Annotated in this window: 21 protein-coding genes; 17 read left to right on the plus strand and 4 right to left on the minus strand. The window is 56.0% G+C overall.

The window, feature by feature from the left end:
• The first annotated feature begins 83 nt into the window (after window positions 1–83).
• From C6I21_RS04045 to C6I21_RS16755, 8 genes are all read left to right on the plus strand, one after another.
• Entirely contained in the window at window positions 84–3,503 is a 3,420-nt protein-coding gene (locus C6I21_RS04045) for an efflux RND transporter permease subunit (protein WP_105958162.1), read from the plus strand.
• Between the two features lie 870 nt (window positions 3,504–4,373).
• Window positions 4,374–5,114, plus strand: a complete 741-nt coding sequence (locus C6I21_RS04060) for a (Fe-S)-binding protein (protein ID WP_105958165.1) — start codon at window positions 4,374–4,376, stop codon at window positions 5,112–5,114.
• Window positions 5,104–6,534 (plus strand): LutB/LldF family L-lactate oxidation iron-sulfur protein, encoded by a 1,431-nt coding sequence (locus C6I21_RS04065; protein WP_105958166.1) that lies wholly within the window; start codon window positions 5,104–5,106, stop codon window positions 6,532–6,534. The genes C6I21_RS04060 and C6I21_RS04065 overlap by 11 nt, the downstream gene beginning before the upstream one ends.
• Window positions 6,531–7,244 carry a LutC/YkgG family protein gene (locus C6I21_RS04070; RefSeq protein ID WP_105958167.1) on the plus strand — a complete coding sequence of 238 codons (714 nt, stop codon included), beginning with the start codon at window positions 6,531–6,533 and terminating at the stop codon, window positions 7,242–7,244. Before C6I21_RS04065 ends, C6I21_RS04070 begins: the two co-directional genes overlap by 4 nt.
• An 816-nt stretch (window positions 7,245–8,060) precedes the next feature.
• Window positions 8,061–9,854, plus strand: a complete 1,794-nt coding sequence (locus tag C6I21_RS04075) for a glycoside hydrolase family 2 protein (protein ID WP_105958168.1) — start codon at window positions 8,061–8,063, stop codon at window positions 9,852–9,854.
• A gap of 18 nt (window positions 9,855–9,872) precedes the next feature.
• A complete protein-coding gene (locus tag C6I21_RS04080) occupies window positions 9,873–11,261 on the plus strand; it encodes an MFS transporter (protein ID WP_105958169.1) in 1,389 nt (462 codons plus the stop codon).
• 74 nt (window positions 11,262–11,335) lie between these two features.
• Window positions 11,336–12,250, plus strand: a complete 915-nt coding sequence (locus tag C6I21_RS04085) for an ArsR/SmtB family transcription factor (protein ID WP_105958170.1) — start codon at window positions 11,336–11,338, stop codon at window positions 12,248–12,250.
• Between the two features lie 165 nt (window positions 12,251–12,415).
• The gene (locus tag C6I21_RS16755) at window positions 12,416–13,825 is read left to right on the plus strand and encodes a polysaccharide deacetylase family protein (protein ID WP_181186080.1); all 1,410 of its coding nucleotides are present in this window, start codon (window positions 12,416–12,418) and stop codon (window positions 13,823–13,825) included.
• Window positions 13,826–13,883: 58 nt separating this feature from the next.
• On the opposite strand, the gene C6I21_RS04095 is transcribed toward C6I21_RS16755, so the two are convergent.
• Entirely contained in the window at window positions 13,884–14,363 is a 480-nt protein-coding gene (locus C6I21_RS04095) for a hypothetical protein (RefSeq protein ID WP_105958172.1), read from the minus strand.
• A 132-nt stretch (window positions 14,364–14,495) separates the two neighbouring features.
• Window positions 14,496–14,651 (minus strand): hypothetical protein, encoded by a 156-nt coding sequence (locus tag C6I21_RS16345; RefSeq protein WP_181186081.1) that lies wholly within the window; start codon window positions 14,649–14,651, stop codon window positions 14,496–14,498.
• A gap of 331 nt (window positions 14,652–14,982) precedes the next feature.
• Between C6I21_RS16345 and C6I21_RS04100 the strand changes: the two genes are divergently transcribed.
• A complete protein-coding gene (locus C6I21_RS04100; protein ID WP_105958173.1) occupies window positions 14,983–16,329 on the plus strand; it encodes a hypothetical protein in 1,347 nt (448 codons plus the stop codon).
• A 164-nt stretch (window positions 16,330–16,493) separates the two neighbouring features.
• Here the strand turns inward: C6I21_RS04100 and C6I21_RS04105 are convergent, their stop codons facing one another.
• Window positions 16,494–17,429, minus strand: a complete 936-nt coding sequence (locus C6I21_RS04105; RefSeq protein ID WP_105958174.1) for a GGDEF domain-containing protein — start codon at window positions 17,427–17,429, stop codon at window positions 16,494–16,496.
• Between the two features lie 100 nt (window positions 17,430–17,529).
• Here C6I21_RS04105 and C6I21_RS04110 point away from each other — a divergent pair, with 100 nt between their 5' ends.
• The 5 genes from C6I21_RS04110 to C6I21_RS04130 all read left to right on the plus strand — a co-directional run bounded on the left by C6I21_RS04110 (window position 17,530) and on the right by C6I21_RS04130 (window position 22,128).
• Window positions 17,530–18,177: a DedA family protein gene (locus C6I21_RS04110; RefSeq protein WP_105958175.1), complete on the plus strand. Its 648-nt coding sequence runs from the start codon at window positions 17,530–17,532 to the stop codon at window positions 18,175–18,177.
• Window positions 18,178–18,179: 2 nt separating this feature from the next.
• Window positions 18,180–18,674, plus strand: coding sequence for a DUF3221 domain-containing protein (locus C6I21_RS04115; RefSeq protein WP_181186083.1), 495 nt, complete (start codon window positions 18,180–18,182; stop codon window positions 18,672–18,674).
• Between the two features lie 393 nt (window positions 18,675–19,067).
• Window positions 19,068–20,030, plus strand: coding sequence for a Gfo/Idh/MocA family protein (locus C6I21_RS04120; RefSeq protein WP_105958177.1), 963 nt, complete (start codon window positions 19,068–19,070; stop codon window positions 20,028–20,030).
• A gap of 16 nt (window positions 20,031–20,046) precedes the next feature.
• Complete coding sequence (locus C6I21_RS04125; protein ID WP_105958178.1) at window positions 20,047–21,612, plus strand: acyl-CoA dehydrogenase family protein; 1,566 nt, start codon at window positions 20,047–20,049, stop codon at window positions 21,610–21,612.
• Between the two features lie 27 nt (window positions 21,613–21,639).
• Entirely contained in the window at window positions 21,640–22,128 is a 489-nt protein-coding gene (locus C6I21_RS04130; protein WP_105958179.1) for a DUF4188 domain-containing protein, read from the plus strand.
• 39 nt (window positions 22,129–22,167) lie between these two features.
• Here the strand turns inward: C6I21_RS04130 and C6I21_RS04135 are convergent, their stop codons facing one another.
• Entirely contained in the window at window positions 22,168–22,674 is a 507-nt protein-coding gene (locus tag C6I21_RS04135; RefSeq protein ID WP_105958180.1) for a hypothetical protein, read from the minus strand.
• Window positions 22,675–22,853: 179 nt separating this feature from the next.
• Between C6I21_RS04135 and C6I21_RS04140 the strand changes: the two genes are divergently transcribed.
• Genes C6I21_RS04140 through C6I21_RS04150 form a run of 3 tightly spaced genes read left to right on the plus strand, consistent with a single transcriptional unit; the run spans window position 22,854 to window position 25,722 of the window.
• Window positions 22,854–24,050, plus strand: coding sequence for an iron-containing alcohol dehydrogenase (locus C6I21_RS04140; RefSeq protein WP_105958181.1), 1,197 nt, complete (start codon window positions 22,854–22,856; stop codon window positions 24,048–24,050).
• On the plus strand, window positions 24,047–24,727 hold the full coding sequence (gene rpiA / locus C6I21_RS04145) for a ribose-5-phosphate isomerase RpiA (RefSeq protein ID WP_105958182.1): 681 nt from the start codon (window positions 24,047–24,049) through the stop codon (window positions 24,725–24,727). Before C6I21_RS04140 ends, rpiA begins: the two co-directional genes overlap by 4 nt.
• A gap of 5 nt (window positions 24,728–24,732) precedes the next feature.
• The gene (locus C6I21_RS04150; protein WP_105958301.1) at window positions 24,733–25,722 is read left to right on the plus strand and encodes a C-terminal binding protein; all 990 of its coding nucleotides are present in this window, start codon (window positions 24,733–24,735) and stop codon (window positions 25,720–25,722) included.
• Window positions 25,723–25,771 lie beyond the last annotated feature (49 nt).

Genomic DNA, 25,771 nt, shown 5'->3' on the forward strand with positions numbered 1-25,771 from the left:
ACGGGTCAACTAGTTTGTGATACCTTTTTTATTGTACAACACGTTGTTGGGTAATGAGAAGATCGAAGGAGCGGATGATAAAAATGAAATTATGGAAGTTTTCGATACGGCGTCCCAAATTTACCATTGTGATTATGACGCTTTTACTGCTGCTCGGCTCGGTGTCGCTGACACGCCTGCCGGTCCAGCTGCTTCCGGATATTGAAGCGCCTGCAGCGGCAGTCGTTACGAGCTATCCGGGGGCCGGACCGAGTGAGGTGCTCTCAGATGTGACCGAACCGCTGGAAAATGATTTATCGGACATATCCGGATTAAGTCAGCTGACCTCCCAGACGGAGGAAGGCTCGTCCATCATTATTATGGAATTCGGGTACTCCACGTCCATAGACGATGTGGAAAATGATATCATATCCACGATTAACCAGACCGAACTGCCGGATGAGGCCGGCCAGCCGGCGTTTCTGCAGTTCGATCCATCGATGTTCCCGAGCATGCAGCTCGCGGTCGCGTCATCCGACGAGGAAGTAACGGCGTTCCAGGACGATGTTGCTGACCTGCAGCAGGAGCTTTCCCGCGTACCGGGTGTTGCTTCCGTGGACGAATCGGGGCGGATCGATGAAGTATACGACGTCGTTTTAGACACCGATGTACTTCAGAATAACAATCTCACACAGGAGGATATCGTCAACGTCATTCAAGGAAGCCAGATGTCGCTTCCGGGAGGAACGATCGTTAACGAGGACGAAGGGGAGACGATTACGACACGTCTTCTGAGTGAAATCTCATCCCTTGAGGAGCTGGAGGATCTCGTCGTCACGGAAGATCCCGAAACCGGGGAGACGCTGACGATCAGCGATGCCGGCGAGGTGGCGCAGACGACGGAGGATCAGGACGTCATCACCCGCCTGAACCAGGACAACTCCATTCAGCTCGATGTGATGTTTGAGTCGGAAGCAGATACGTCGGAAACCGCATCGCTTCTGCGCGATGAGATTGATGACCAGCTGGAGGAGGATGACTTCTCCGACTTAAACGCCGCCGTATTATACGACGAAGGCGAATTCATCGATGAGGCAATCAGCAGCGTCATGCTGTCCCTGATCGGCGGGGGAATTCTCGCGATGGTGCTTCTGTTTGCGTTTCTGCGCAACCTGAAAACACCGCTCATTATCGGGATTGCGATCCCGTTTTCCGTCATCGCGACATTCGCGCTGTTCTTCTTTACCGATATTACGCTCAACATTATGACGATCGGGGGACTCGCCCTCGGAATCGGGATGCTCGTCGACAACTCCATTGTCGTCATCGAGAACATCTACCGTCATCTGTCGATGGGCAAAACGCCGCGTGAAGCGGCGGCGGACGGCACCGGGGAAGTCGCCGGCGCCATCACCGCTTCAACATTGACCACCGCATCGGTCTTTCTGCCGATCGTGTTTGTCACCGGGTTTGTCGGCGACTTGTTCGCACCGCTTGCCATTACGGTATCGTTCAGTTTATTTGCTTCACTGTTCGTAGCGGTGACGGTCGTACCGATGATCGCCAGCCGGATTCTCCGTACGCCGGAGTCGAATCTGGAAGCGGCCCGGAAAGAAAAGTGGTACATGAAGCGGCTTGCCGGGGCAACGAAATGGACGCTCCGCTACCGTCTCGTAGTCATTCTGATTACGCTCATCACGCTCGGCGTCGGCGCAGCCGGACTCGCTGTTACCGGTGTGAACCTTCTGCCGGACTCGGATGAAGGGACGTTCCTTGTGGAAATTGAGCATGAGGAAGGAACGCTTCTCACCCGCACAGAAGAAACCGTTGCGGCTGTGGAAGACGAGATCGACGGCTACGATGAAGTGGAATCGTATTTAAGTACGATCGGCTCCAGCTCCGCCCAGGGCGGGGTAACGTCCAGTACCAATACAGCGGAAGTCATCGTGACGATGGTGGATGCCGCCGACCGGGACGTAACGTCGTTTAATTTCATTGAAGAAATTGAAAGTGATATAGAATCGGTCGACGAGGAAGCGGAAATTACCGTGCAGGCATTTGCCCAGGCCGGTTTCGGCGGGGACCCGAATACGTTCTCGTTCTCGCTCCAGGATGAAGACAATGACCGACTGGAAGAAGCGGTGGCCGATGTTGTGACGGAGCTTGAAGATGTCGATGATTTCCGCAATGTGGAAACGACGCTTGATGCGACGTCGCCGGAGCTGCAGCTTACGGTGGACCGTGAAGCGGCGAGGGAGCAGGGTCTGGCTCCTGCACAGATCGGGGCATCGGTACTGGATGCAACGAACGGTGTCACCGCCGGAACGCTTGAGCTTGAAGGGGAGGATGCGCTGCCGGTGAACGTGCGCTACCCGGACGATGTGCTCTCCAGCCAGCAGGCGTTCCAGAACATTCTCATCCCGGATCAGCAGGGCGGCTTTGTGGAGCTGTCTGAAGTGACCGAGGCGGAGGAAGGAAGCGCGCCTCCGACGATTAACCGGGCCGATCAGGAGCCGACGGTGGACGTCGATGTCCGCTACGCGGCGGATCTGACGCTGCAGGAAGCAGGCGTCATGGTGCAGGATGCGGTGGATGATGCCGGACTGAGCTCGAACACCGAGTATATTGTCGGCGGAGACCAGGAGCTTCTTGATGACGTGCTTGGGGAAATTGCCCTTGCCTTCGTGCTCGGACTGACGTTCATCTACCTCGTTATGGTAGCCCAGTTTGAATCGTTCAAATATCCGTTTATCGTGATGTTTACGGTGCCGCTGTTCATCATCGGTGTCATGCTGTCGCTGACAGTGACGCAGAACCCATTGAGTGTCATGGTGTTTATCGGCATCATCGTGCTCGCCGGCATCGTCGTGAACAACGCGATCGTGCTGGTCGACTATATCAACCAGCTGAAAGAGCGCGGCTATACGACACCGGAAGCGATAGAAACCGGCGTTCAGGACCGTGTCCGTCCGATTCTGATAACCGCGCTGACAACGATCCTCGGGGTCGTGCCGCTCGCGGCAGGATTCGGGGAAGGAACGGAACTGATCCAGCCGATGGGTATCGTCATCATCGGCGGTCTCATCAGCAGTACGTTCCTGACGCTCTTTGTCATTCCGGTCGTATACAGCTTCTTTGATAAAACGACGCGGAACATGAACAAAAAGTATATGACACCGGATGGCCGGTTCATCTACCAGCGCGACATTATCGCGCAGCAGTCTTCCTATGAAGGCGGCGAATCCAGTGCTGCTTCCTACGACACCCGCTCGGAGCAGCGCGGAACCGAAGAGTACTACACGCCGCTTCTGCCGGAAGAGAAAGCGGACGTGCCGGAGGAAAAACGCCGTCCGGATCAGGAACTGCCGCGTCCGGAAGCCGATCCGCGCGTAAACGCAGACGATAACGTGCCGGCAAACCGGAGCGGAGAAGAAGACATCGTCGACGAAATGGAGCAGCTGCTCCAGCGCATGAAAGAAAAGCGCCGTCAAAACGACGACACCAATAACGACCGAAACGAATAAGAAAGAATAACGGTGAACCGCCTCCAGCAATGGAGGCGGTTCGTTTTTTTGTGTGGAGGGATGGATCTCTGCATAGCGGGGACATGGAGACGATCAACCCTCGATGATACCGGCCGCCAAAATTCCGCGGCGGCCCCTCTGCTCCGGGCAGCTGGCGGGCGGGGATTGGCCCGCGGTTGATGGAAGCGGGTGTGAATCGGGGGAGACGACAGCAGGCAGTACTTTTGTGGCGATGTTCGAAGCATGTGTGGCGATCTTACAGGTGATCGTTGCGATGTTCCGTATCGGCATGGCGGTCTTCGGCTGCCATGGCGGTCTTCCCCGCTCCCGTTGCGATCTTAAACGCCGGTGTGGCGATCTCCCCCAACCCCAACGAGTACCGGCCGCCAAAACCCGCGGCGGCCCCTCTGCTCCGGGCAGCTGGCGGGCGGGATTGGCCCGCGGTTTATGGAAGCGGGTGTGAAAGCGGGGAAGACAACAGCGTCCGGCACTTTTGTGGCGGTGTTCGAGGCATGTGTGGCGATCTTACAGGTGATCGTTGCGATGTTCCGTATCGGCATGGCGGTCTTCGGCTGCTGCGTGGCGATCCGCACGTCGTGTGGCGGTCTGCGCAGCTGCCATGGCGGTCTTCCCCGCTCCCGTTGCGATCTCAAACGCCGGTATGGCGGTCTCTCCCAACCCCAGCGAGTACCGGCCGCCGAAACCCGCGGCAGCCCCTCTGCCGGACCAGCACTGCTTCTGTAAAAAAGCCGAATCGATTCAGGAATTAACTGGAGAAACATGGTATTCTAAACATACCATTCATATTTCCGGGGCTGATATTCCATAGGAGCAGAATGTGCTGTCGGCCCGCTGAAGGAGGCACCATGCATGAAAGTCACCCTGTTTATTACGTGTATCGGCGACGTCGTCTACGGCGCCCGCGTCGGTCAGAGTGTCGTCGAAGTTCTTGAACGTGCCGGCTGTACCGTGGACTTTCCGGAAGCGCAGACGTGCTGCGGCCAGCCTGCGTTTAACAGCGGCTATCACCGCGAAGCGTCCAAAGCTGCCCGCCATCAGATCAAGGTGCTGGAAGAGGCAGAAGTGATCGTCACCCCGTCCGGTTCCTGTGCCGGAATGCTCCGGGAGTATCCGCACCTTCTACAGGACGACCCCGTCTGGAAGCCACGCGCGGAGGCAGTGGCAGCGAAAACGTATGAATTTTCGCAGTTTCTCGTGGATGTCCTCGGTGTCACCGATCTCGGTGCATCGTTTCCGAAAAAAGCGACGTACCATACGTCGTGCCACATGACACGCATTCTCGGTGTGAAAAATGCACCGATGCAGCTCTTGGAACACGTCGACGGCCTGGAGTTTGAAATGCTGCCGTACAAGGAGCAGTGCTGCGGATTCGGCGGCACGTTCAGTGTAAAGATGCTGCCGATTTCCGAGCAGATGGTCGATGACAAAGTAACGCACATTATGGAAACCGGCGCAGAAGTGCTGATCGGTGCCGATCTCGGCTGCCTCATGAATATCGGCGGCCGGCTGGAACGGCTCGGACACCCGGTGGAAGTCCGTCATATCGCCGAAGTGCTGAATGCACGGGAAGGAGTGGCTCATGGGAATTAAAATCTCCAACGATGCCTTTTTTGAACGCGTCGACGACGGCATCCACAACACATTTATGCGGAAAGCCGTTGCTGAAGCACAGGACCGTCTCGAGGGCCGCAAAACGGTGCTGACTGAAGAAATGGGCGACTGGGAAGAGTGGCGCCTTCTATCCGAAGAAATCCGGCAGCACACGCTAGACAATCTGGATTACTACTTAAAGCAGTTTGCAGAAAACGTCGCTGCCCGCGGCGGACATGTTCATTTTGCCTCTACGCCGGCAGAAGCCAATGCTTATATCCAGCAGGTCGCGCGTGACAAGGAAGCGAAGAAAATCGTCAAAGCGAAATCGATGGTGTCTGAAGAAATCGGCATGAACGAAGCGCTTGAAGAACTCGGCTGCACGGTGACAGAATCCGACCTCGGCGAATGGATTCTGCAGCTGGACGACCACGATCCGCCGTCCCACATCGTCGTGCCGGCACTTCATAAAAATAAAGAGCAGATCCAGCAGACGTTCACAGACAAGCGGGGCTATACGGAGAGCTCGGAACCGGAGCAGCTCGCCCGCTTTGCAAGGGAGCAGCTCCGCGATGAATTTTTTGATGCTGATATCGGGATTACCGGATGTAACTTTGCTGTGGCCGAATCGGGATCCATTTCCCTTGTCACCAATGAAGGCAACGCGCGGCTCGCGACAACGGTGCCGAAAACGACGATCGCCGTCATGGGCATGGAGCGGATCGTACCGACGTGGGAGGAGCTGGACGTATTGGTGACGATGCTCTGCCGGAGTGCCGTCGGTCAGAAGCTGACGAGCTACGTTACCGGCCTGACGCCGACCCGTGAAGCAGAAGGGGACGGGCCGGAGGACTTTCACGTCGTCATCATCGACAACGGCCGCTCGAATATTCTCGGCACAAAATACCAGAGCGCGCTGCAGTGTATCCGCTGTGCCGCCTGCATAAACGTCTGTCCCGTGTACCGCCATGTCGGCGGGCACTCCTACGGATCGATCTATCCGGGACCGATCGGCGCCGTCCTCACGCCGCTTTTGGAAGGGTACGACGATCATAAGGAGCTGCCGTACGCCTCGTCTCTCTGCGCGGCCTGCACAGACGCCTGCCCGGTGCGGATTCCGCTGCATGAGCTGCTGATTGAACACCGGAAGGATATCGTGGAGAAAGAAAAACTCGGTTCCACCGTAGAAAACATTATCATGAAAGGATTCGGTTTCGGTGCAGGGCATTCGATGCTCTACCGCATGGGCGGGAAGCAGGTCCCGTTTGTGATGGATCAGTTTGCTGAAGGGAAAAATGGACGCGGCAGCGGACCGGGACCGGTCAAAATGTGGACGGAAATTAGAAACCTGCCGAAATCACGCGGCGAAAGCTTCCGAAAATGGTTCAAAAACCGGGAAAAGGGAGGCGGTTCCTCATGACGGAAGGATCCATCAGCGGTCAGGACGCCTTTCTGGACAGCATCACGAAGCGGCTCGGCCGGGAGACACCGGAGCGGGTGGAACGCCCGGCCTGGAGCCGCAGCCCGCAGAAGCAGGTACTTGCAGAAGAGGATCAGGAAAGCCTGCTGCAGGTCCTGATCAGCCACAGCGCAAACATTCATACCGAAGTGCTCACAACAACGAGCGGGGAAGCAGCGGACGTTTTCTCCCATGCTGTGGATGAACTCGGCGGCGGACCGGTCATGTTCAGCCGCGATGAGCGGTTCGAAGAATGTGGATTATCCACATGGATGCCGCCCTCCTCGTCCAAGACGGAGGTTCATGTCTGGAATGACAAGGACGGCGAGGGGAGCATGCAGAAGGCAAGAACAGCGAATATCGGCGTGTCGGTGGCCGATATGACGCTCGCTGACTCCGGAACCATCGTGCTGCTTCGGAATGAAGGCCGCGGCAGAGCGGTCAGCCTCCTCCCGGAAAACTACATTGCGATCGTACCGAAAAGCAGCCTCGTTCCACGGATGACACAGGCTGCACGAAGGCTCCGCGCTTTTAGCGAGGCAGGGGATACATTTCCTTCCTGCGTCAATTTCATCTCCGGGCCGAGCAATTCCGCCGACATCGAGCTGCGTCTCGTCGTCGGCGTGCACGGGCCGGTGCGGGTGTTTTATATCGTTTTGGGGGATATGTAGCTATCAGGAAAAAGAGTGTAAAAAAGTGCTTCCGCTGATCTAAGACAGGTCAGCGGAAGCATTTTTTTGTCTCCGTTTAAGAAAAAATAAAATTCTAAGCCTTTTTCAGGCAGGTATGGCAAGGACTGCAGCATTTCAAATCGTTGTTCAATACATCGTTACTTTCTGTTGATAAGCTTCTCTGCTGTCCGGCAGAAGCTTGTCTTCCAGCCGGGAGTGCTCCCGCTTCACACTATACAGATTCTAGTATTCCTTTTCCTGGTGGTTTTCGCAGATGACGGTGCTTGGAAGCGGCAGTTTGATGTCATGCGAAAAACACCGGACCAGAAACAGCCGCCCGCGGACCTGCACGGCTCGTTATCGGAACACCGCAGCCCTGTACCGGACCAGGACCGGTCTCCCCCGGACCAAGCGCATTCTATCGGACCATCTTCAGCCCAAATCGGAACATGTTCCGTACCGAATCGGACCAACTTTCCAGTCCACCGGACCACCGGCCGCCGAATTTCCGGCGGCCCCCGCTGCTCCAATCCGTTTTCCGCTCTCGTCCCGCAGTTCGTGTTCCCTCCGGAACGCGTACGGCTGCAGGGGCAGGCAGGAAGTGCTAACCCATTCAATAACCCCTACTTTTCTTTTAAAAGCAGGTGGGCATTGTCTGGTTCTTTTTTGTCCACCGCCATGTAAGGAAAAGAACGGAAGTCTCTACAGACTTTCTTCCTTTTTTGATTTTTATTACTTATTTTATTGTTATAAAACTAAATTATATGTAATAATGAATTTATTGAATGAGGAAACGCTTTCAGAAAGGGAGTTGGGATGATGCTGCAGGAGGCAATCGTTCCGCAGGTGTCTGACACCGCGGAGCATCCGAGACCGCAGGCGCGCCGCGGGAGCTGGTATGATCTTCAGGGTGAATGGGAGATCCGGGAAGATCCGGAGGACAAGGGGAGAAAAGAAAAGTGGCACGAGACACGGAACGCATGGGAGGCCACGATTCATGTTCCGTGCGCACCGGAATTTGACGATGCCGGAGAGGTGGCATCGGGGAAGATCCTCTGGTACCGCCGGTCGTTTGAGTGGAAAGAGGAGATCAAAGAGCTGCTCATCCATTTTGAGGCTGTCGATGCAGAAGCGGACGTTTGGCTGAACGGCGTGCGGCTCGGCGGACACAGCGGAGGTTTCACGCCGTTTACACTGCCTGCCGGTGAGGCGCTTCAGCACGGGCGGAACGATCTCGTCGTGCGTGTGGAGGATACGACGTCTGTCGATCAGCCGCTCGGCAAGCAGTCCTGGAAAGGGAAAAACTTTCTCTGCTGGTACACGCCGACCACCGGCATCTGGCAGCCGGTCTGGATGGAAGCGGTGCAGACGACGTACGCGGCGGACTGGCATATTACGCCGGACATCAACACCGGTCGCTTTTCGCTGCATACGACGCTCGCCGGCGTGACAGAACCTGTCTATGTGGAAGCGGAACTTACCTTTCAGGGAGAGTGGATCACCACCGCCGGGATATGGCTGCGCCCGGATAAAACAGAAGGCACGATCGAGCTGGAAGCCGATACCGACAGCGCCGATTTCCGCGTGTATACGTGGTCGCCGGAAGCACCGCATTTATACGACATCGAGCTGCGGGTGGTCGATGCGGACCGCAGGCCTCTCGATGAGCTGACTATGTATGCCGGAATGCGCGATATCCGCGTGGAAAACGGGCGGGTGCTTCTGAACCGGGAGACGTTCTACCAGCAGCTCATTCTGGATCAGGGGTACTATCCGGGGCGCGGGATGAGCGGTACGGCAGAGCAGATGGAGAAGGACCTTCATTACGTGAAAGAGATGGGATTCAACGGTGTCCGCCGCCATCAGACAATCGCTGACAGACGGTATTTATCCATGTGCGACCGCCTCGGACTCGTCGTCTGGGCGGAAATGCCGAGCGCCTACCGCTTCAGCCGGAAGGCCGCAGCGAATCTTCTGGACGGCGCCCGGGAGATGGTCGAGAAACATTACAACCACCCGTCCGTCATCGTCTACACGCTCATGAACGAGTCATGGGGCATTCCGGAGGTCTATGAAAACGGAGCTCAGCAGGCGCTCGTCAATGCGCTCTACTATCAGACGAAGGCGCTGGATACGACGCGGCTCGTTGTCGGAAATGACGGCTGGGAGCATACGCTGACGGATCTGTTAACGATTCATGATTATACGAGTGATGCCGGCAGGATGAAAGCGGGTTATGAGATCGAAGAGGAACTGCTCCACGGCGCTCCGTCCTTAACGAGCCGCCGTCAGAATTACGCTTCCGGCTGGAAGCACCGCGGGGAACCGCTCCTGATCAGCGAGTTCGGCGGCGTTGCGTTCGGCGGCGCGGAAGACGAATGGGGCTACGGCATACGGCCGCAGACAAAAGAAGCGGCCTGGGAGCGGATTGCGTCTCTGATCCGCACGGTGCAGGATACGCCGCTCGTGCAGGGATTCTGCTATACGCAGCTTGCCGATGTGGAGCAGGAAGGAAACGGCCTCCTCGATCACGATCATCAGCCGAAATTTTCAATAGAAGCCGTGCGGAGCGTGCTGAACCGCCGGAAAAATGGATTTGTGTTTGATTAAGACAAAGGGGTGGAGACCATGGAAGAAGCAGTAAAGCAGCCGGTGGAAAAGCCGCAGGTGAAAGAAGATATTACACGCAAAGAAATTGCCTCCTATTTCGGGTACGGGTTCGGTCAGTGCATCAGTTTCGGACTGATCGGCTCCTACATTCTGTTTTTCTATACGGATATCCTGGGCATTTCTGCCGCAGCCGCGAGTTTGATTTTTGTCATCGCCCGTGTATGGGACGCCGTTAACGATCCGCTCATGGCGTCGATTATGGATACGCTGCACGGAAAGAACGGCAAATTCCGGCCATACTTAAAATTTATGCCGTTTTTCATCGTCGTCTCAACCATCGTCTGCTTTCTTCCGCTCGATGGGATGAGTGACACGGCGAAAATTCTGTTCGCCGGCAGTACGTACATTTTGTGGGGCATGATCTACACCGTCTCGGACGTTCCGTACTGGTCGCTTTCAACGGTCATGAGCCAGGATTCCCAGCAGCGGACGAAGTTGATTACGTTTGCGAACATGGGCGTATTTATGGGAATCGGCCTGTCACCGGTATTCTTCATTCCCCTGACAGAATTTCTCGGGCAGGGCAATCAGGGGCAGGGGTACTTCCTCGCCACGGTAGTGCTGATGCTCGTGGCACTGCCGCTCATGCTGAACGGATTTAAAAACACGAAAGAGCGTGTAAAGCCGCCGAAGACCAAGGTGAAAATGAGCGATGCGGTCCGCGCCATCCGTGCCAACAAGCCGATGTTTGCCATTCTAGCCGTATTTTTCTGCAATGTGTTTATGAACATTACACAGGGGCTCAACGTCTTCTTCTTTACGTACAATCTTGGAAGCGCTGCCTTAATGTCGATCTTCGGTGTCATCAGTCTGGCGAGCTGCCTCGGGTTCTTTGTTATCCCATCGCTTGCGAAGCGGTTTAAGAAAAAGAACCTGCTTATGGTCATTCTGGTTATCGATATCGCCGTCCGGATCGTCTGGTTTATGAGCGGATACCAGAGTGTTATTCTGTCCTTCGTGTTTATTACGATTACGATGTTCCTCTATACCGCCACGGGGCCGCTGATTTCCTCGATGCTTGCCGAAACGATCGAGTATACGGAATACAAAACCGGGAAACGGAATGAAGCAGTGACATTTTCCGGTCAGACCTTCACCGGTAAACTGTCTGTAGCCGCAGCGGGCGGTCTGACAGGGATGATCCTCGTCTGGATCAATTACGTGCCGAATGAGGCGCAGACGCAGGCAACGATGGACGGACTGTTCTTCGTCGTCGCGTTCCTGCCGGCGCTCGGCTCTCTGATCCGCCTGGTTATTATGTATTTCTACTCCTACACGGAAGATGAGTACAACGCGATCGTGCAGGAGCTGCAGTTCCGCAGAGAAGCGCAGTCTCCAACAACGTAAAGCAGCAGGCGACCTCCGTCCTTTTGGCCGGGGGTCTCTGTTATACTGGAGAAAACGACGCAGGTGGTGGCACGATGAAACAGCTTGATCTCACATTCAGCAGCATGCTGACGGCAGCCAAAGCGCTCGCCAATGAAACTCGAATTGATATTCTGCGGATTTTAAGCGATCAGCCGCAGAATGTGAATACACTCGCCGATAAGCTCGGCATCCCTTTTTCCACGACCGCTTCGCACGTCAGTAAACTCGAGAAGGCAGGGCTGATTTCCACGGAGCTTGTGCCGGGACGGGGCACGCAGAAGGTGTCGGCGGTTAACTACGATCAGATTCTGATACAGCTTCATCCGGAACAGGAGGAGGAGCCCGCCCACCAGGTGGAGATTGAGATGCCGGTCGGTGAGTACCACGACTGCCGGATCGAGCCGCACTGCGGCCTCGTCGGGGAACAGGACTATATCGGCAGACAGGACGATCCGCGATCTTTCTACGAGCCGGAGCGGATGAAAGCACAGTTGGTCTTTTTTAAGGATGGGTTCGTTGAATACCGCTTTCCGAACCGTCTTCCCGGAGGAGCAGAGCCGCTGGAGCTTTCCTTCAGCGCAGAGATCTGCTCGGAGGCGCCTAACTATAAAATGGACTGGCCGTCGGACATCACGTGCTGGGTGAACCAGACCGAAGTCGGCACATGGACGTCCCCGGCCGATTTCGGCGGAACGAGAGGAACCTACACGCCTTCCTGGTGGCGTACGAATTACACCCAGTACGGGGAATTGAAAGAGTGGGTCATTTCAAGAGAAGGGAGTTTCCTGGACGGGAAAAAACTCCCGGATGGCCCGGTGCTCGACGCTCTCGCCCTTGCCGACCAGCCGTTCATTTCCTTTCGGATGGGCATTAAAGAAACTGCTGAGCATCAGGGCGGCATGAATATATTCGGCCCGGCTTTCGGAAATCATCCCCAGGGAATCATCATGAAAATGACGTATGAATAAGCATCGCACCAGCATTGTGAAAAGCGGCTTCCTGCCGCTTTTTTCTTTTGGAAACACCCCGTTTATCAGCGGATCGTAGTATAATAAAGGTACAGGTGAGAGCGCTCTCTTTTTCCGGATACATATGCACGGCATATTCTGCATATGAGAATAGGGGTGGGAACGGTGAAACGGTTCATGGCGGCTGTCCTGGCGGGGTTGATGCTGTTTGGAGCGGCGGGTATCGTTCATCCGGAAGAAGCAGAAGCGGCGAGATCGAATTGGGTGACGAAAGGGACGACAACAGAAAAGGTCGTGGCACTGACGTTTGATGATGGGGCGGACGGGACGAACCTGCCGATTATTCTGGACGTGCTTGATGAGTATAATGTCACGTCGACCTTCTTTTTGACTGGAAGCGGGATGCGGCACCATCCGGATATGATCCGGCGCATTGCCGCCGAAGGACACGAGGTAGCAAACCACTCTGACACGCACCCGGATTTTACGACGCTGAGCGCATCACAGATCAGGCAGGAGCTGCAGCGGACGGAGACACTTGCCGTTGAACTGACAGGTCAGTCGACGAAGCCGTTGTTCCGCGCGCCGTTCGGGGCTGTGAATAATGCGGTGCTCGATGCGGTCGGTGATGCCGGCTATACGCATACACTCCACTGGAATATCGATACGATTGACTGGCGCGGTCCGTCAAAGAATGAAATCGTCGACAAGGTTGTCTCCAATATCGTACCGGGGTCGATCGTCCTCATGCACACAGGTGCCGGGGCACCGGGGACGCCGTATGCGCTTCCGGATATGATTCAGGAGCTGGATGCGCGCGGCTACCGATTTGTCACGATCGGTGAAATGTTCGGCACAGCCGGGGTGACCATTGAGTCGACGTACACGGTAAAGAGCGGGGATACGCTGTACGGCATTGCACAGACGTTCGGCACGACGACAGAAAAACTGCGCCTTTGGAACGGGCTGAGCGGCGATGGCCTTACCGCGGGGCAGACGCTGATAGTCCGGAAGATAACATTTACCGACATTACGAACCACTGGGCGAAAGACTCGATCATTGCGATGACAAAGCAAGGGCTTACCGCCGGGCGCACGGCGACCACCTTCGTACCGAATGGTCCGGTGACCCGCGCAGAGTCTGCGGTGCTTCTTACCAGACTGTTTCAGCTGAACACGTCCGGTGTCCGTGAGCCGTTTACCGATGTCGCAGCGGGAAGCTGGTATACGCCGGGCATTGCAGCGGCGTACGAAGCCGATTTGATTGCAGGCTACCGAACTTCTTCGGGATCCCTCGTTTTCCGTCCGGGTCAGGAGATTACAAGACAGGAAATGGCTGCCCTCCTCGTCCGGGCAGCGGAAACGAGAGGCGGCGTGAGCCCGCCTGCCAGTTCGAAGGTATTTGCCGATGAATCCGCCATCAGCAGCTGGGCTGCAGGAAGTGTGAAAAAGGCTGTCGGTTCCGGGCTCATGTCCGGCCGGACCAGTACGACCTTCGCTCCCGGAGAAAACATGACCCGGGCAGAGATGACCGTTGTTCTGCAGCGCATGCAGGCAAAAGGATATACAGACTGAAAAAAAGCAGTCAGACCACTCCATCAGGAGCGTGTCTGACTGCTTTTTTTGTGCCGTCTTACTGCGGAACGCCTGCACCTCCGGAAGGAGAGGGCGGCACATCACCGGAAGCGACGGCATCGTGAATGTGGTAGGCATGGTAAAAATCGGGCTCGTCGTCAAACTGGACATAAAATAAATGCATGGATTCATTTGTGGCCATCCGGTCATGAATTTCAAACCGGCGGTCCGGATACGTCTCATCAAGGTAATCTTCCAGCAGCGCTTCCCGCTCCGGACGCTCGATGTAATATTCATAGGCCGGCAGTCCGCTGAACAGCGTTACCGATGCAAACAGCATCAGAATCGGAATAATCGTGGAAAGCACGTGGCTGTGCGTGACGACCACCGCGGTGATGTGGAGCGCTCCGATCCCGAGAAGGAACGTATAAAACAACGTGTTCATCAGCGGGTGGATGTACGGATGCACCCACAAAATATGCGTGAAGAAAAAGAGCAGTGCGAGCAGAAAACCGGATAATAAAAACAGTCGGTGCATGGAGCCTCCTCCTTTGTACTACCTTCTGTCTTTATTCGGGAGCGGGGCCCGGTTTTCCTGTGCCGGCGTGGAAGAACGCGAAAAAAAGCCAGGGGCACGAAGCCCCCAGGCTCATGTATTTCCCGGGAAATATCAGCCGCTGCGCCGCTGCTGCCAGGATAAAAACAGCAGAAACAGGATCAAAAGCGGCGGAAAGTAGTTGAGCGGATTATCCAAAATACTTAAATTCAGCTGCAGCTGGAATAAAATCCAGCCGGCGTAAATGAGAAAAATGAGTAAGATCATCATGGGGATTCTTCCTTTCTCGGCTGGTCAAATCAAGCATACGCCCGGCACTTACAAATGTAAAGCAGTTGCGGAAATGTTCCAAAATGTTTCAGAATCGTGCACAAAGACAGCAGGTTGTAACAGATGGAGTTCGAGCGGACGAAGCGGAGCCGATTGCCGCGTGCGGCTTCAGGATGATAGTGTTTTCTGTCGCCGGACCGGTGATTTCATAGTTGCATCTGGCGATACCAGAAAAGAAGAACACTTCCCTGCAGAGAGAAGGTTATGTTTTCCAAAAAAGGGGTATGAGATATATTCCAATACATAATAGAAGAAAGGGGGAAAAAACCATATGTACGGTCGCATCAAGCAGAAAAACAGAGAAAAAAACAAAGATAAGGATGAGCAGGCGGCCGCTGAAAAGCAGGAAGAGGCTGCAGAGCAGGAAGAAGAAATGGAAACGAGCAGTGAAGAACAGAGTGACAAACCGAAACTGACACTCGGCATTATTCCTGCACCGGAAGCAGCATCGGATATTTCCAATCAGCTTGCAAGCGCTCTGACAAAACTCCTTCCCGAGTACGTGGACAACGAATACAGCTGGGAAGTGGATATCGTTGTCGATTCTTACATAGGGGTGGAACAGGACGCCGGAAAGACGTTGGAGCAGGCGGAGACTATTGCTGATGAAAAAGGGTGGGACTTCACGATCGCTATTACGGACATGCCGCTTTTCAAAGAAGGGGAGTTTCTCGTAGCAGAAGTTGACGATACCCGTCCGATTGCCCAGATTTCGTTTCCGGCACTTGGTATTTATCCGCTTTACCGACGTGTCTGCGAAGCGTCGCTGCAGCTGGTAAGTGAAATGCACCACGGCGTCAGTGAAGAAGACCGGGACGAGGAACAAAGACGTATTGACGGCATCCGCGATTCGCATAACGAGAAACTGACTCGCGCCGGCTCACGCGAATTGATCAGCCGGGGCCCGCAGAAGCATTTGACCCCGATCACACGGAAAACAGGCAAAGAGGAAACGGATGAAAATAAAGAAAAGGAGAGCCGCGGCTCCGTCCGGTTCATCGCCTCTCCAATATGGAACGGATACTTCCGTGTTGCTACAGGCATGGTCCGCGCGAATGATCCGTGGAAAGTCGTGCTGACGTTTAAAAGTATCGTCGCCATCGCTTTTGCGACCGGAGCCTATGCACTGATTTTTCCGACCGTCTGGACGCTTGCCGACCACTACGATTTCTGGCGGGCGGTTTTGTTAATGGTTATTTCCACAAGTGCCATGACGTTCTGGATCATCGCCACCCATCAGCTCTGGGAACGCACCGCGGATGCGCCGGATAAACCGCATTTAATCTGGCTGCATAACATATCCACGATGTTTACGATCGTTCTCGGTGTATTCGTCTACTACTGGGTGTTGTTTGCGGCTTTCCTGGCTACGGTGTTTTTATTTATTCCTGTAGATATGCTGGAGTCCAGCGAAGGGCTCGGCCGGCCGGTTGAATTTCAATATTACTTTTACCTGGCTTGGCTGATGACGTCTCTTGCAACAGTAATCGGTGCGATCGGTGCCGGGCTTGAGGACGAGGAAACGGTTCTTAAAGGCACCTACGGCTACCGGCAGCGCAAACGGAAAGAGGCGCTCCGAGAGAAGAAAAAGAAGCAGGAAGAGGAAGAAGAAAGCTGAATATTTCCCGGGAAATAAAAACGTCCGCCGGAAGGGGAGTCCCTTTCGGCGGACGTATGTCATCAGGCGTGCTTACGCGGGAAGAAAGTGTCGCCCGGGCTGGTTACAGTCACTATGTCAATTTTTTTCTGAAACTGCTGTGGTACGAGCTGAAAGGCAGTCCGCTACGCTTTGCTGCGCTTCGCCCGGTACATCGCATGATCGGCGTTACGCAGCAGTGCTTCAAACGTAGTGCCGTCCTCCGGGAAGCGGCTGGCGCCGATGCTTGCTTCTACCTGCACGGTTGTGTCGTCCAGCTGAACCGTCTGCGTGACTGCTTTCTGCACTCTATCCACACAGACGATTGATTCATCTTCTCCGAGGGAAGAGGGAAGCAGCATGACGAACTCATCACCGCTGATCCGGGCGGCGCTTCCGCCGCCGGCTGCAGCAGTCTGCTCGAGGACCCCGGCTGTTTTCTGCAGCACGTCATCGCCGGCAAGGTGGCCGTACGTATCGTTGATTTCTTTAAAGGAGTCAAGGTCAATAAATAACAGCGTAAACGGCTTCTTTTCTGTTAAATGGGCTTTGACGGTTTCCATCAATTTTTTCCGGTTCGGCAGCCCGGTCAGCTCATCGTGTGTCGCATGATACTGAATGCTGTCCTGGTAATGCCGCCGCTCAGTGACGTCCGCCTGCAGGCCGATGTAGTAGATCAATTCCCCGTCTTCGTCATAAACAGGGCTGATCCGGACCTCGTTCCAGAAAGGGGTCCCGTCTTTCCGGTAATTTTTCAGTTCGACCGTAATACTTTCGTGACGGGAAACAGCTGTTTTAATTTTTTCAATCGTTTCCCTGCTGGTGTCCTCACCCTGGAGGAAACGACAGTTTCGCCCCATGGCCTCCTCTTTGGTATACTGGGTAAGAGTGGTAAACGCAGGGTTTATGAACACAATTGGATTGTCGGGAGTGTGCGGATCGGTTAAAACGACGCTTGTATGCAGATGCTCAATTACTGCCGCGAGCTTCTGATATTCCTGATATAATGAGTCTAGACTGAGGCTGTTATTCTGCACGTGCACCACCATCTCTCTATAATTTGCACCGGGGTTGGATGACATCTAGTAATGTATACCCAAAAAAGCGGGAATTGGAACCCATGACACCGGAAAAATTGGCAGAGCCGGTCAAAAAGATTGAAAGAGAAATGAGGCAGTCCGCATGATTCAATTAATTATGGATACACTCCGGGAAATAGGCACGATCGGCTTGTTTATCGGTGTCGGTATAGAGGCGCTTTCGATTCCGTTTCCGGCGGCGATCGTTTTCCTCGTCTATGGGTATGTGATGGATCCTTCCGGCTGGGAATGGCTCTGGCTCAGCCTGAGTGCGAGTGCTGCGTATACCGGCGTCGCTTTTATTCCGTATATGCTGTCGAATAAATTCCATCATCTCGTCGAACGGCGTGTCCGGAATGCCCGCTCCCAGCGGATGATCCGGTTTATGGAGAAATACCGCGGGTGGACGATTGCTGCCGGACGGATCCTCGGCATGGGATACATCGTCTACGCTGCAGCATTTTATAAAATCTCGCCGCTCCGGTACGGATTTTTTACGTTTATCGGTGTTCTTCCGGTTGCTTTAGTGATGCTGTACCTCGGCACACTCGGTAACCTGGAAGCGGTGTACATGGTATTTCAGAACGTACAGTATTTAATCACCGGTGTGCTGGTGGCGCTTGTCGGCTGGTATGTTTACCGCCGCGTGAAAAAGGCGAAGCAGTACCGGGAAGCAGGGCGTCCTGTCTATTCGCGGGAGGATGCAGAAAATAAAGCAGCATTAAAAGAGAAGGATGAAGGGGGCGGATGAACATGAAAGGATGGATCTTGCTCGGAACAGGGATTGTTCTGGCAGGCTGCAGCAGTGAAGGTGAGGCGGGTCCGCCGTCACATACCGGTTATGTGACAGAAATCGACGGGGACCGGATGCTCGTCGTGGAGGAGGAGCCGGAGGACTACAGTGATACCGGCGGACTCGAGACGTTCTATGACGCGATCTGGTTTGAAGGCACGCCGGAGGAGCTCCTGCCCGGAGATTTTGTGCACGTCTGGGCGGAAGGTGCGATTGCGGAATCATATCCCGGTCAGGGAACGGCCGAACGGGCAAGCATTATTCAGCCGGAGGAATACAGCGGTGCGGAGCTGGATGAGCAGCAGGCACTGGAGCTCGCACTGGAAGAAACAGCCGATGACGATGCCTCCACCCACTACGCCGTGGAGGATGTCACGTTTGAAGAGGGACTCTGGACCGTCACACTGTACGACTCCATCGCCCAGCGTTCGATTGAATGGGAATTCGAGGAATAAGAGAGAGCAGGAAGGCAGAAGCGGAAACCAGCGCTTCTGTCTTTTTTCGTATGTTGAAATAGAGGGAGTTTAGGCAGAGGGGCAGCGGGCTTGGCTGCCGGTGCATGGGGGTAATTGGAGGAAGTTGGACTTTCCGGATGCTTTGGGAAGGCACACCCGGGTTATCGGAATTGCAGGGGGAGTTATGGGACTACAAACCGCCGATATGAGACTACACCCCCTCGAAACGAGACTCCGTCGGAAAAGCCAGCACCAAGCAGCCGCTGCTGTTCCCTGGATCTTCCGCCAGTCCGCAGCCGCTTGACATAAATTGTCTGAAAAATCGAGAAAAGCGCTTGCAAGCGGGCTCCCACTGCGTCACACTGGAAGAAATATCAGGAAAAGAGGGATGAGATGACACTGCGGATTGGAATAGTCGGCACCGGCGGGTTTGCTGCCGTGCACCGGGACCGCCTGGAAAAGGAGCCCGGGGTGGAGATTGTCAGTGTATGCGGCACGTCCCGGGAGAAAGCGGAGCGTTTTTCCGAAGGGCGTGCAGAAGCGTTCTCTTCTGCGGAGGCGATGGTGGAAAACAGCCGGCTGGACGGCGTTTATATCTGCGTGCCGCCGATGAGTCACGGGCCGGTGGAGCATCTGCTGCTCGATCACAGCATTCCGTTTTTTGTGGAAAAGCCGCTTCATGCCGGGATGGAAATCCCGGAAGAGATCGCAGCCCGCGTCCGTGAAACCGGCCTGCTGACGTCGGTCGGCTACCACTTCCGGTATGAAGAGGCCGCTCAATCATGGAAAGAAGCGGTGCTTCAGCAGGAAACGGCGGTCGTATCCGGCGAATGGTCCGGAGACCGGCCGGGAGTTTCCTGGTGGAAGGACCAGACGCGCTCCGGCGGACAGTTTGTCGAGCAGACGACGCACCTCGTCGATCTGATCCGCTGGACGTTCGGGGAGGCTGCATCGATCCGCGCCTCTTCGACGAGACGTGTGCACACGGAAGCAGACAGTACGGTTCAGGACGCCCAGCTGGTGGAACTGACGATGGAAAACGGCCTGCTCGTCTCCCTCCGCAGCACGTGCGCCCTGCCGGAAGGTGTCGGCCGTGTCGGAATCACAGCCGGGACGGACGGCGGCCTGATTGACTGGGAGCCGAACCGTATGCAGTGGACAAAAAAAGAAGGGGTCACGACAACGGTATCCAAAGAAGATCCGTATACATTGGAGACCCGGGCGTTTCTGCAGGCGCTCCGCACCGGGGACCGCACGCTGATTCAGTCCGACTACGAAGATGCACGGAAAACGCAGCGTATTACGACCGCCGCCGCACTATCTGCCGCGGAAGACCGGCGCGTTTTTCTCAGCTGAAAGGGGTATATTCCGGATGAACTGGTATAAAGAAGATGAACTGATTCAGGAACTGGTACGGGAGCTGCTGCCGGAATCGGTACACGCGTTTGCCGATGACCAGCTGGAACGCCTCGGCGCCTACACGGCAGGGCCGGTCGATGAGCGGGCCGCGTTTACCGACCGTGCGGGAGAGCCGAAACTGGAACGCTACGATAAATACGGCAGGCAGGTCTCCCGGGTGCACGTCAATGAAGGATATGAGAAAACGGCGCAGGATATTTACGGCGCCGGCATCGTCCGTTACATTCACAAAAAGCCGGAAGGGGAGCAGGAGGTGCCGGGCTACCTGTACTCGTTTTTTCAGGGGTATCTTGTCTCCCAGGCTGAGGCTGGATTTTACTGTCCTGTCACGCTGTCGATGGCAGCAGCGTACCTTCTGGAAGCCTACGGTTCGCCGGAACAGAAAGACTCGTGGCTCACGCCGATGCTCTCCCTTCGGAACACGTGGGAGGGAGCGACGTTTTTAACGGAGCGCCAGGGCGGATCGGATGTCGGCGCGAACACGACGGAAGCGCTCCAGACAGAAGACGGGTCCTACCGCCTTTACGGCGAGAAATATTTCGCGAGCAATGCCGGACGGGCCGATGTCATGATGGTGCTTGCGCGGACGCCGGATGCTCCGGACGGAACGAAAGGGCTGTCGCTTTTTCTCGTACCGAAAAAACAGGAGGACGAAGAGCGGATCGTGATCCGCCGGCTCAAAGACAAGCTCGGGGTGCGGGCCGTGCCATCGGGGGAAGTGGAGTTTGACGGCGCGGAAGGATTTCTCGTCGGGGAGGAATTCCGCGGCTTTGCGTATATGGTTGAAGCACTGAACTTGTCCCGCATCTGCAACGCGGTCGCCTCCATCGGTATTTCCCGGCGGGCACTTCGTGAAATGAGAACGTACGCAGAAGAACGGATGGCTTTCGGCGGACCGCTCATTTCCTATCCGATGATTCAGGATACACTCGTTCGGCTCAAAGTGAAGCTGGAAGCAGAGACGCGGGCCGTGTTTTCGCTCGGAAGGCTCTTCGCCGGCTGGACGGAGACCGGCGAAGGCAGCGGGTATCTCCGGCTGATGGCGGCACTTCTAAAAGAGGAGACGGCGGATCAGGCAGTTCATTTTGCAGCGGAAGCGATGGAGATGCTCGGCGGCAACGGCTACATTGAAGATTTCGTCACGCCAAGACTTCTCCGCGACGCCCAGGTACTGCCGCTCTGGGAAGGAAGCCGCAATGTGCTCGCACTCGAAGTGCTCCGTCTTATGGAAATGGACGTGCCCGGCACGGTGCTTGCCGGTATTTCCGCTGCCCCGCTGCAGCCGTACGTGCAGAAGCTTCTGGAGAAGGAAAAAGAGATCCAGGCGATGTCCCGCGAAGAGAAGACACGTCACATCAAGCCGTGGATGAAGCAGATGGTCTCTGTGCTCGAAGCAGAGGAGTTGTTCCGCGCCGGCAGGCATCAGGCCGGCATGACATTGATCAAAAGTGAGCTGCAGGAGCGGTTCGGCGAAGGAATTGGACACTGGACGCTCGAAGAAGGACGCGATCTGCTGTAGGCGGTACCTATGGAAAGGAGAAGGGATATGGGAGTGAAGATTTACCGGGGCAGACGGACGGCAGCGGACGGACAGCCGGTGACACTGTTCATTATTGGAATGCGGATCAATAAGCTGAGGCAGTTCCGGGCGTGGTTTCCTGTTTTTAAGGCGATGCCTGACATGCTCCGGGAGCTGTACACGAAAAAGGAGTACGGTTTTTTGTCCCACGAAATGATGATCGGCTGGCGGAGCATTACGCTTATCCAGTACTGGCGCTCAACGGAGGAACTGCTTGATTATGCTCATCACGGAAAACATTTAAAAGCCTGGCAGGAATACTACAGAACGTCTGCCGCCTCGGGAGCCGTTGGTATTTTCCACGAAACGTATGAAGTGACGCGGCGCGAAAGTATCTATAACAACATGCCGGCCCTCGGCCTGGGGAAAGCCGTCGGTCATGCCCCGGTGAAAACCGGCAGGGAGCGGGCACAGGAGCGTCTGGATCAGAGCACGGAAGAGAAAACGGACGCATAGGAAAAGACAGCCGGAGCTTCCCGGCTGCCTTTTCCATATTCAGCGGCGGAACATGTCCGCCAGGTCGTTTTCTTTTGCAGCAGATGCCTGCTCCAGGCGCCGCAGGTAGGCATAGTGATCGTCTGAAAGCTGTCCGGAATGCTCCTGACTGCTGACGTCGATTAAGTAGCGGAACAATCCGTTTAAGTGGTCGATCCACCAGCCGCATTCGACATACGTTACATCGTGCTCTTCGGGTTTGTAGCCGGACACACTGACACTCGCCGCTTTGATGCCGTCATCGCGGCCGAACAGCCCGTCGCTCCCACGCTCGTGTACATACACATTCATAAAATTCGTCAGCGGAAAGCGGAAGACAAAGAGGGCATCCCGGCTCGATTCGAAAAACACGTAGCGCCCTTCCGTTCCGGCGCCGCCGAGGACATCGTCCGCACGGATGAACGCCGGCCGTTCCTGTACGGCCTGAACCAGGTGGTGGGCGTCCATAATATTAAACTCGGGGAGCTGCCAGGATTGATAGTCGCGCGCAAATAAGCGTCCAAACATTGCATCGTCCTCCTCTAACAGAATATCGGAGGCGGAGCAGCAGGGTAGGTACCATAACGGGATCGTAGAGGGAGTCGCAGCAGTGGGTGCGCCCTGCCTGCGTAAGTAGTATCAGTGTATCATAGCAGAAGAAAAATGCGTATCAAGACGCACAGGGATGACCCGGGGAGGGAACGAAGATGATCGAAACGGTTTACAGCCGCGGGTTTCAAGCGGTGTTCCGCAGGATTCAGCCGCGCTTTGACTGGAGAGAACCGGTACGACTTGAGGGGGAGCATGCGATGCGCCGTCTCCCGCACTTTTTATCCGCCATGGGAAAGCGTCACGTGCTTCTCGTCACCGACAACGGGATTAAAGAAGCCGGTCTGCTGACGGAGTTCGAGCAGGCCTGCAGCGAAAACGGCCTTACGGTCACGGTGTTCGCCGGTGTCCGGAGTGATCCGTCCACTGACGAAGCAGAAGCCTGCGCGCAGGTATACAGACAGTCCGGCGCGGACTGCATAACAGCGGTCGGCGGCGGATCGGTAATCGACTGCGCGAAAGCGGCGGGTGCTGTCACGGCAAGGCCGGACAAAACACTCCGTAAGATGAAGGGCATTCTCCGGGTAAGGCACGAAACGCCGTACACGGTCTGTGCCCCGACGACCGCAGGCTCCGGAAGCGAAGCGACGCTCGCTGCGGTGATTACCGACCGGTCAGAGAAAGAAAAGATGATTATTAACGATTTTCCGCTCATTCCGGACGCGGCTGTACTGGATCCGCTTCTGACCCAGAGCCTTCCGCCGGCACTTACCGCGGAGACCGGCATGGATGCGCTCACTCACGCGGTAGAAGCATACATCGGCAGGAGCACGACGCCAAAAACGAGAGTGTGGAGTGAGAAAGCCGTCTCCCGCATTTTTTCCTTTCTTCCACGGGCCTATAACGACGGGGACGATCTGCAGGCAAGAGGCGCGATGCTCGAAGCGGCCCACTTCGCCGGTCTGTCATTTACGCGCGCCTATGTCGGCAATGTCCACGCCGCAGCCCACGCCCTCGGTGCCGCATACGGCTTTCCGCACGGCCGTACGAATGCCCGGATTCTTCCGTATGTGCTCCGTATGTACGGAACCCGCTGTACGCCGGCGCTGGCGCGTCTTTCCCAGGGCGCGGGCCTTCCGTTCTCCACGCCGGAAGAGTGGGCGGACACCGTCGACAGCATGAATAAAGAAATGCATATCGCACCGCTCAAAGGGATCCGGACAGAGGATATTCCAGCGCTTGCCCGCCGCGCCCGCCGGGAGGCGAATCCGCTCTACCCGGTGCCCGTCGTGTTTAATCAGCGGCAGATGGAGGAACTGTTCTACACCATCCAAAAAGGAGAGAGCGCCCTATGAGCGATCAGCAGAAGAAAAACGCCGGCGAAGCCGCCGCAGCACAGATACAGAACCACACGACGATCGGACTCGGTTCCGGGTCCACTGTCACGTATTTTCTCGACGCCCTCGGCCGGAGGATCCTGGAGGAACGGCTGGATATCCGGGGCGTCTCTTCTTCGGAGAAAACGACGCGCCTCGCGGCAGAGCGGGGGATTCCGCTCGTTACCTTCTCCGAAACCGCTTCGCTTGATACCGCCGTGGACGGCGCGGACGAAATTTCTCCGTCTCTTGCGTTAATCAAAGGAGGAGGCGCTTCGCTTCTCCGGGAAAAAATCGTCATTGAAGCGGCACGCCGCGTACTGATTATTGCCGATGAAGCCAAAGCCGTTTCCGTTCTCGGCAGCTTTCCGCTGCCGGTGGAAGTGGTGATGTTCGGCTGGCAGCAGACGAAGGCGAAGCTGGAAGCAGAAGGGCTGGAGCCGGTGCTGCGTCAGGGAGAGAACGGACCGCTTGTAACAGACAACGACAACTATATTCTGGACTGCCGGACCGGGGATGTCAGCGATCCGGCGGCACTTCATCGCAGACTGAAACAGCTGACCGGTGTCGTGGAAACCGGGATCTTCCCGGACCAGGCGGATGAAGCCATTCTCGGCACACCGGAAGGAACGTCGATTTTGCAGCGGAAAGGGTGATGAACATGAGTTGGAACATTGTGGTGACGGATTATAATTACGATACGTTTGCGCCGGAGGAGGCGGTGTTCCGGGAAGCGGGGATGGAGCTTCAGTTACGCCAGTGCCGCACGGAGGACGAAGTGATCGAGCAGTGCCGGGAAGCGGATGCGGTGCTGAATCAGTATGCACCGCTGACGCGGAGGGTGCTGGAGGCGCTGCCGGAGCTGAAAGTGATTTCGCGGTACGGTGTCGGGGTGAATACGGTCGATATGGATGCGGCCTCGAGCCTTGGCATCGTGGTGGCGAATGTGCCGGATTACTGCCAGGATGAGGTGTCGGATCATGCGATGGCGCTTCTTCTGGATGCGTCGCGAAGTGTGACGCGGATGCATCAGGCGGTGACGGAGGGAACGTGGGATTATAAGGTCGGTGTGCCGGGCTCGCGGCTCCGCGGGCAGACGCTCGGCCTGGCGGGATTCGGCAGTATTTCCCGTATGCTGGCAGAAAAAGCGCAGGCGTTCGGACTGAAGGTGGTGGCCTATGATCCGTACGTGACGCAGGGGGATGCCGATCCGTACGGCGTGGAGATGGTGCTGATGGAGGATCTTTTGAAGCAGTCGGACTTCGTGTCCATTCATCTGCCGCAGACGCAGGAGACGGAAAAGCTGTTTGGCGAGGCGGCGTTTCAGGCGATGAAGCCGGCGGCGGTTCTCATTAATACGGCGCGCGGACCGGTCGTGGATGAAGCGGCGCTGACGAAGGCGCTTGACCGCGGGGATATCGGCGGCGCGGCGCTGGATGTGCTGGAAGTGGAGCCGCCGGCACCGGATCATCCGCTGATCGGCCGGAAGAATGTGATTCTGACGCCGCATGCCGCCTTTTATTCCGAAGAGGCGATCGTGGAACTGAAGCGGAAGGCTGCGGAAAACGTCCGCTCGGTGCTTTCCGGCACGGTCCCGCCATACGTCGTCAACCGGGACGTCATCGGGAAAACGACGCTCACGTACAAGTAGAAACTGCTGCGTAAAAAACCGCCTGCTGCTGATCCGTCAGCGGCAGGCG

Origin of the sequence: Alkalicoccus urumqiensis (assembly GCF_002993335.1) — a bacterium.
Lineage (GTDB): Bacteria > Bacillota > Bacilli > Bacillales > Salisediminibacteriaceae > Alkalicoccus > Alkalicoccus urumqiensis.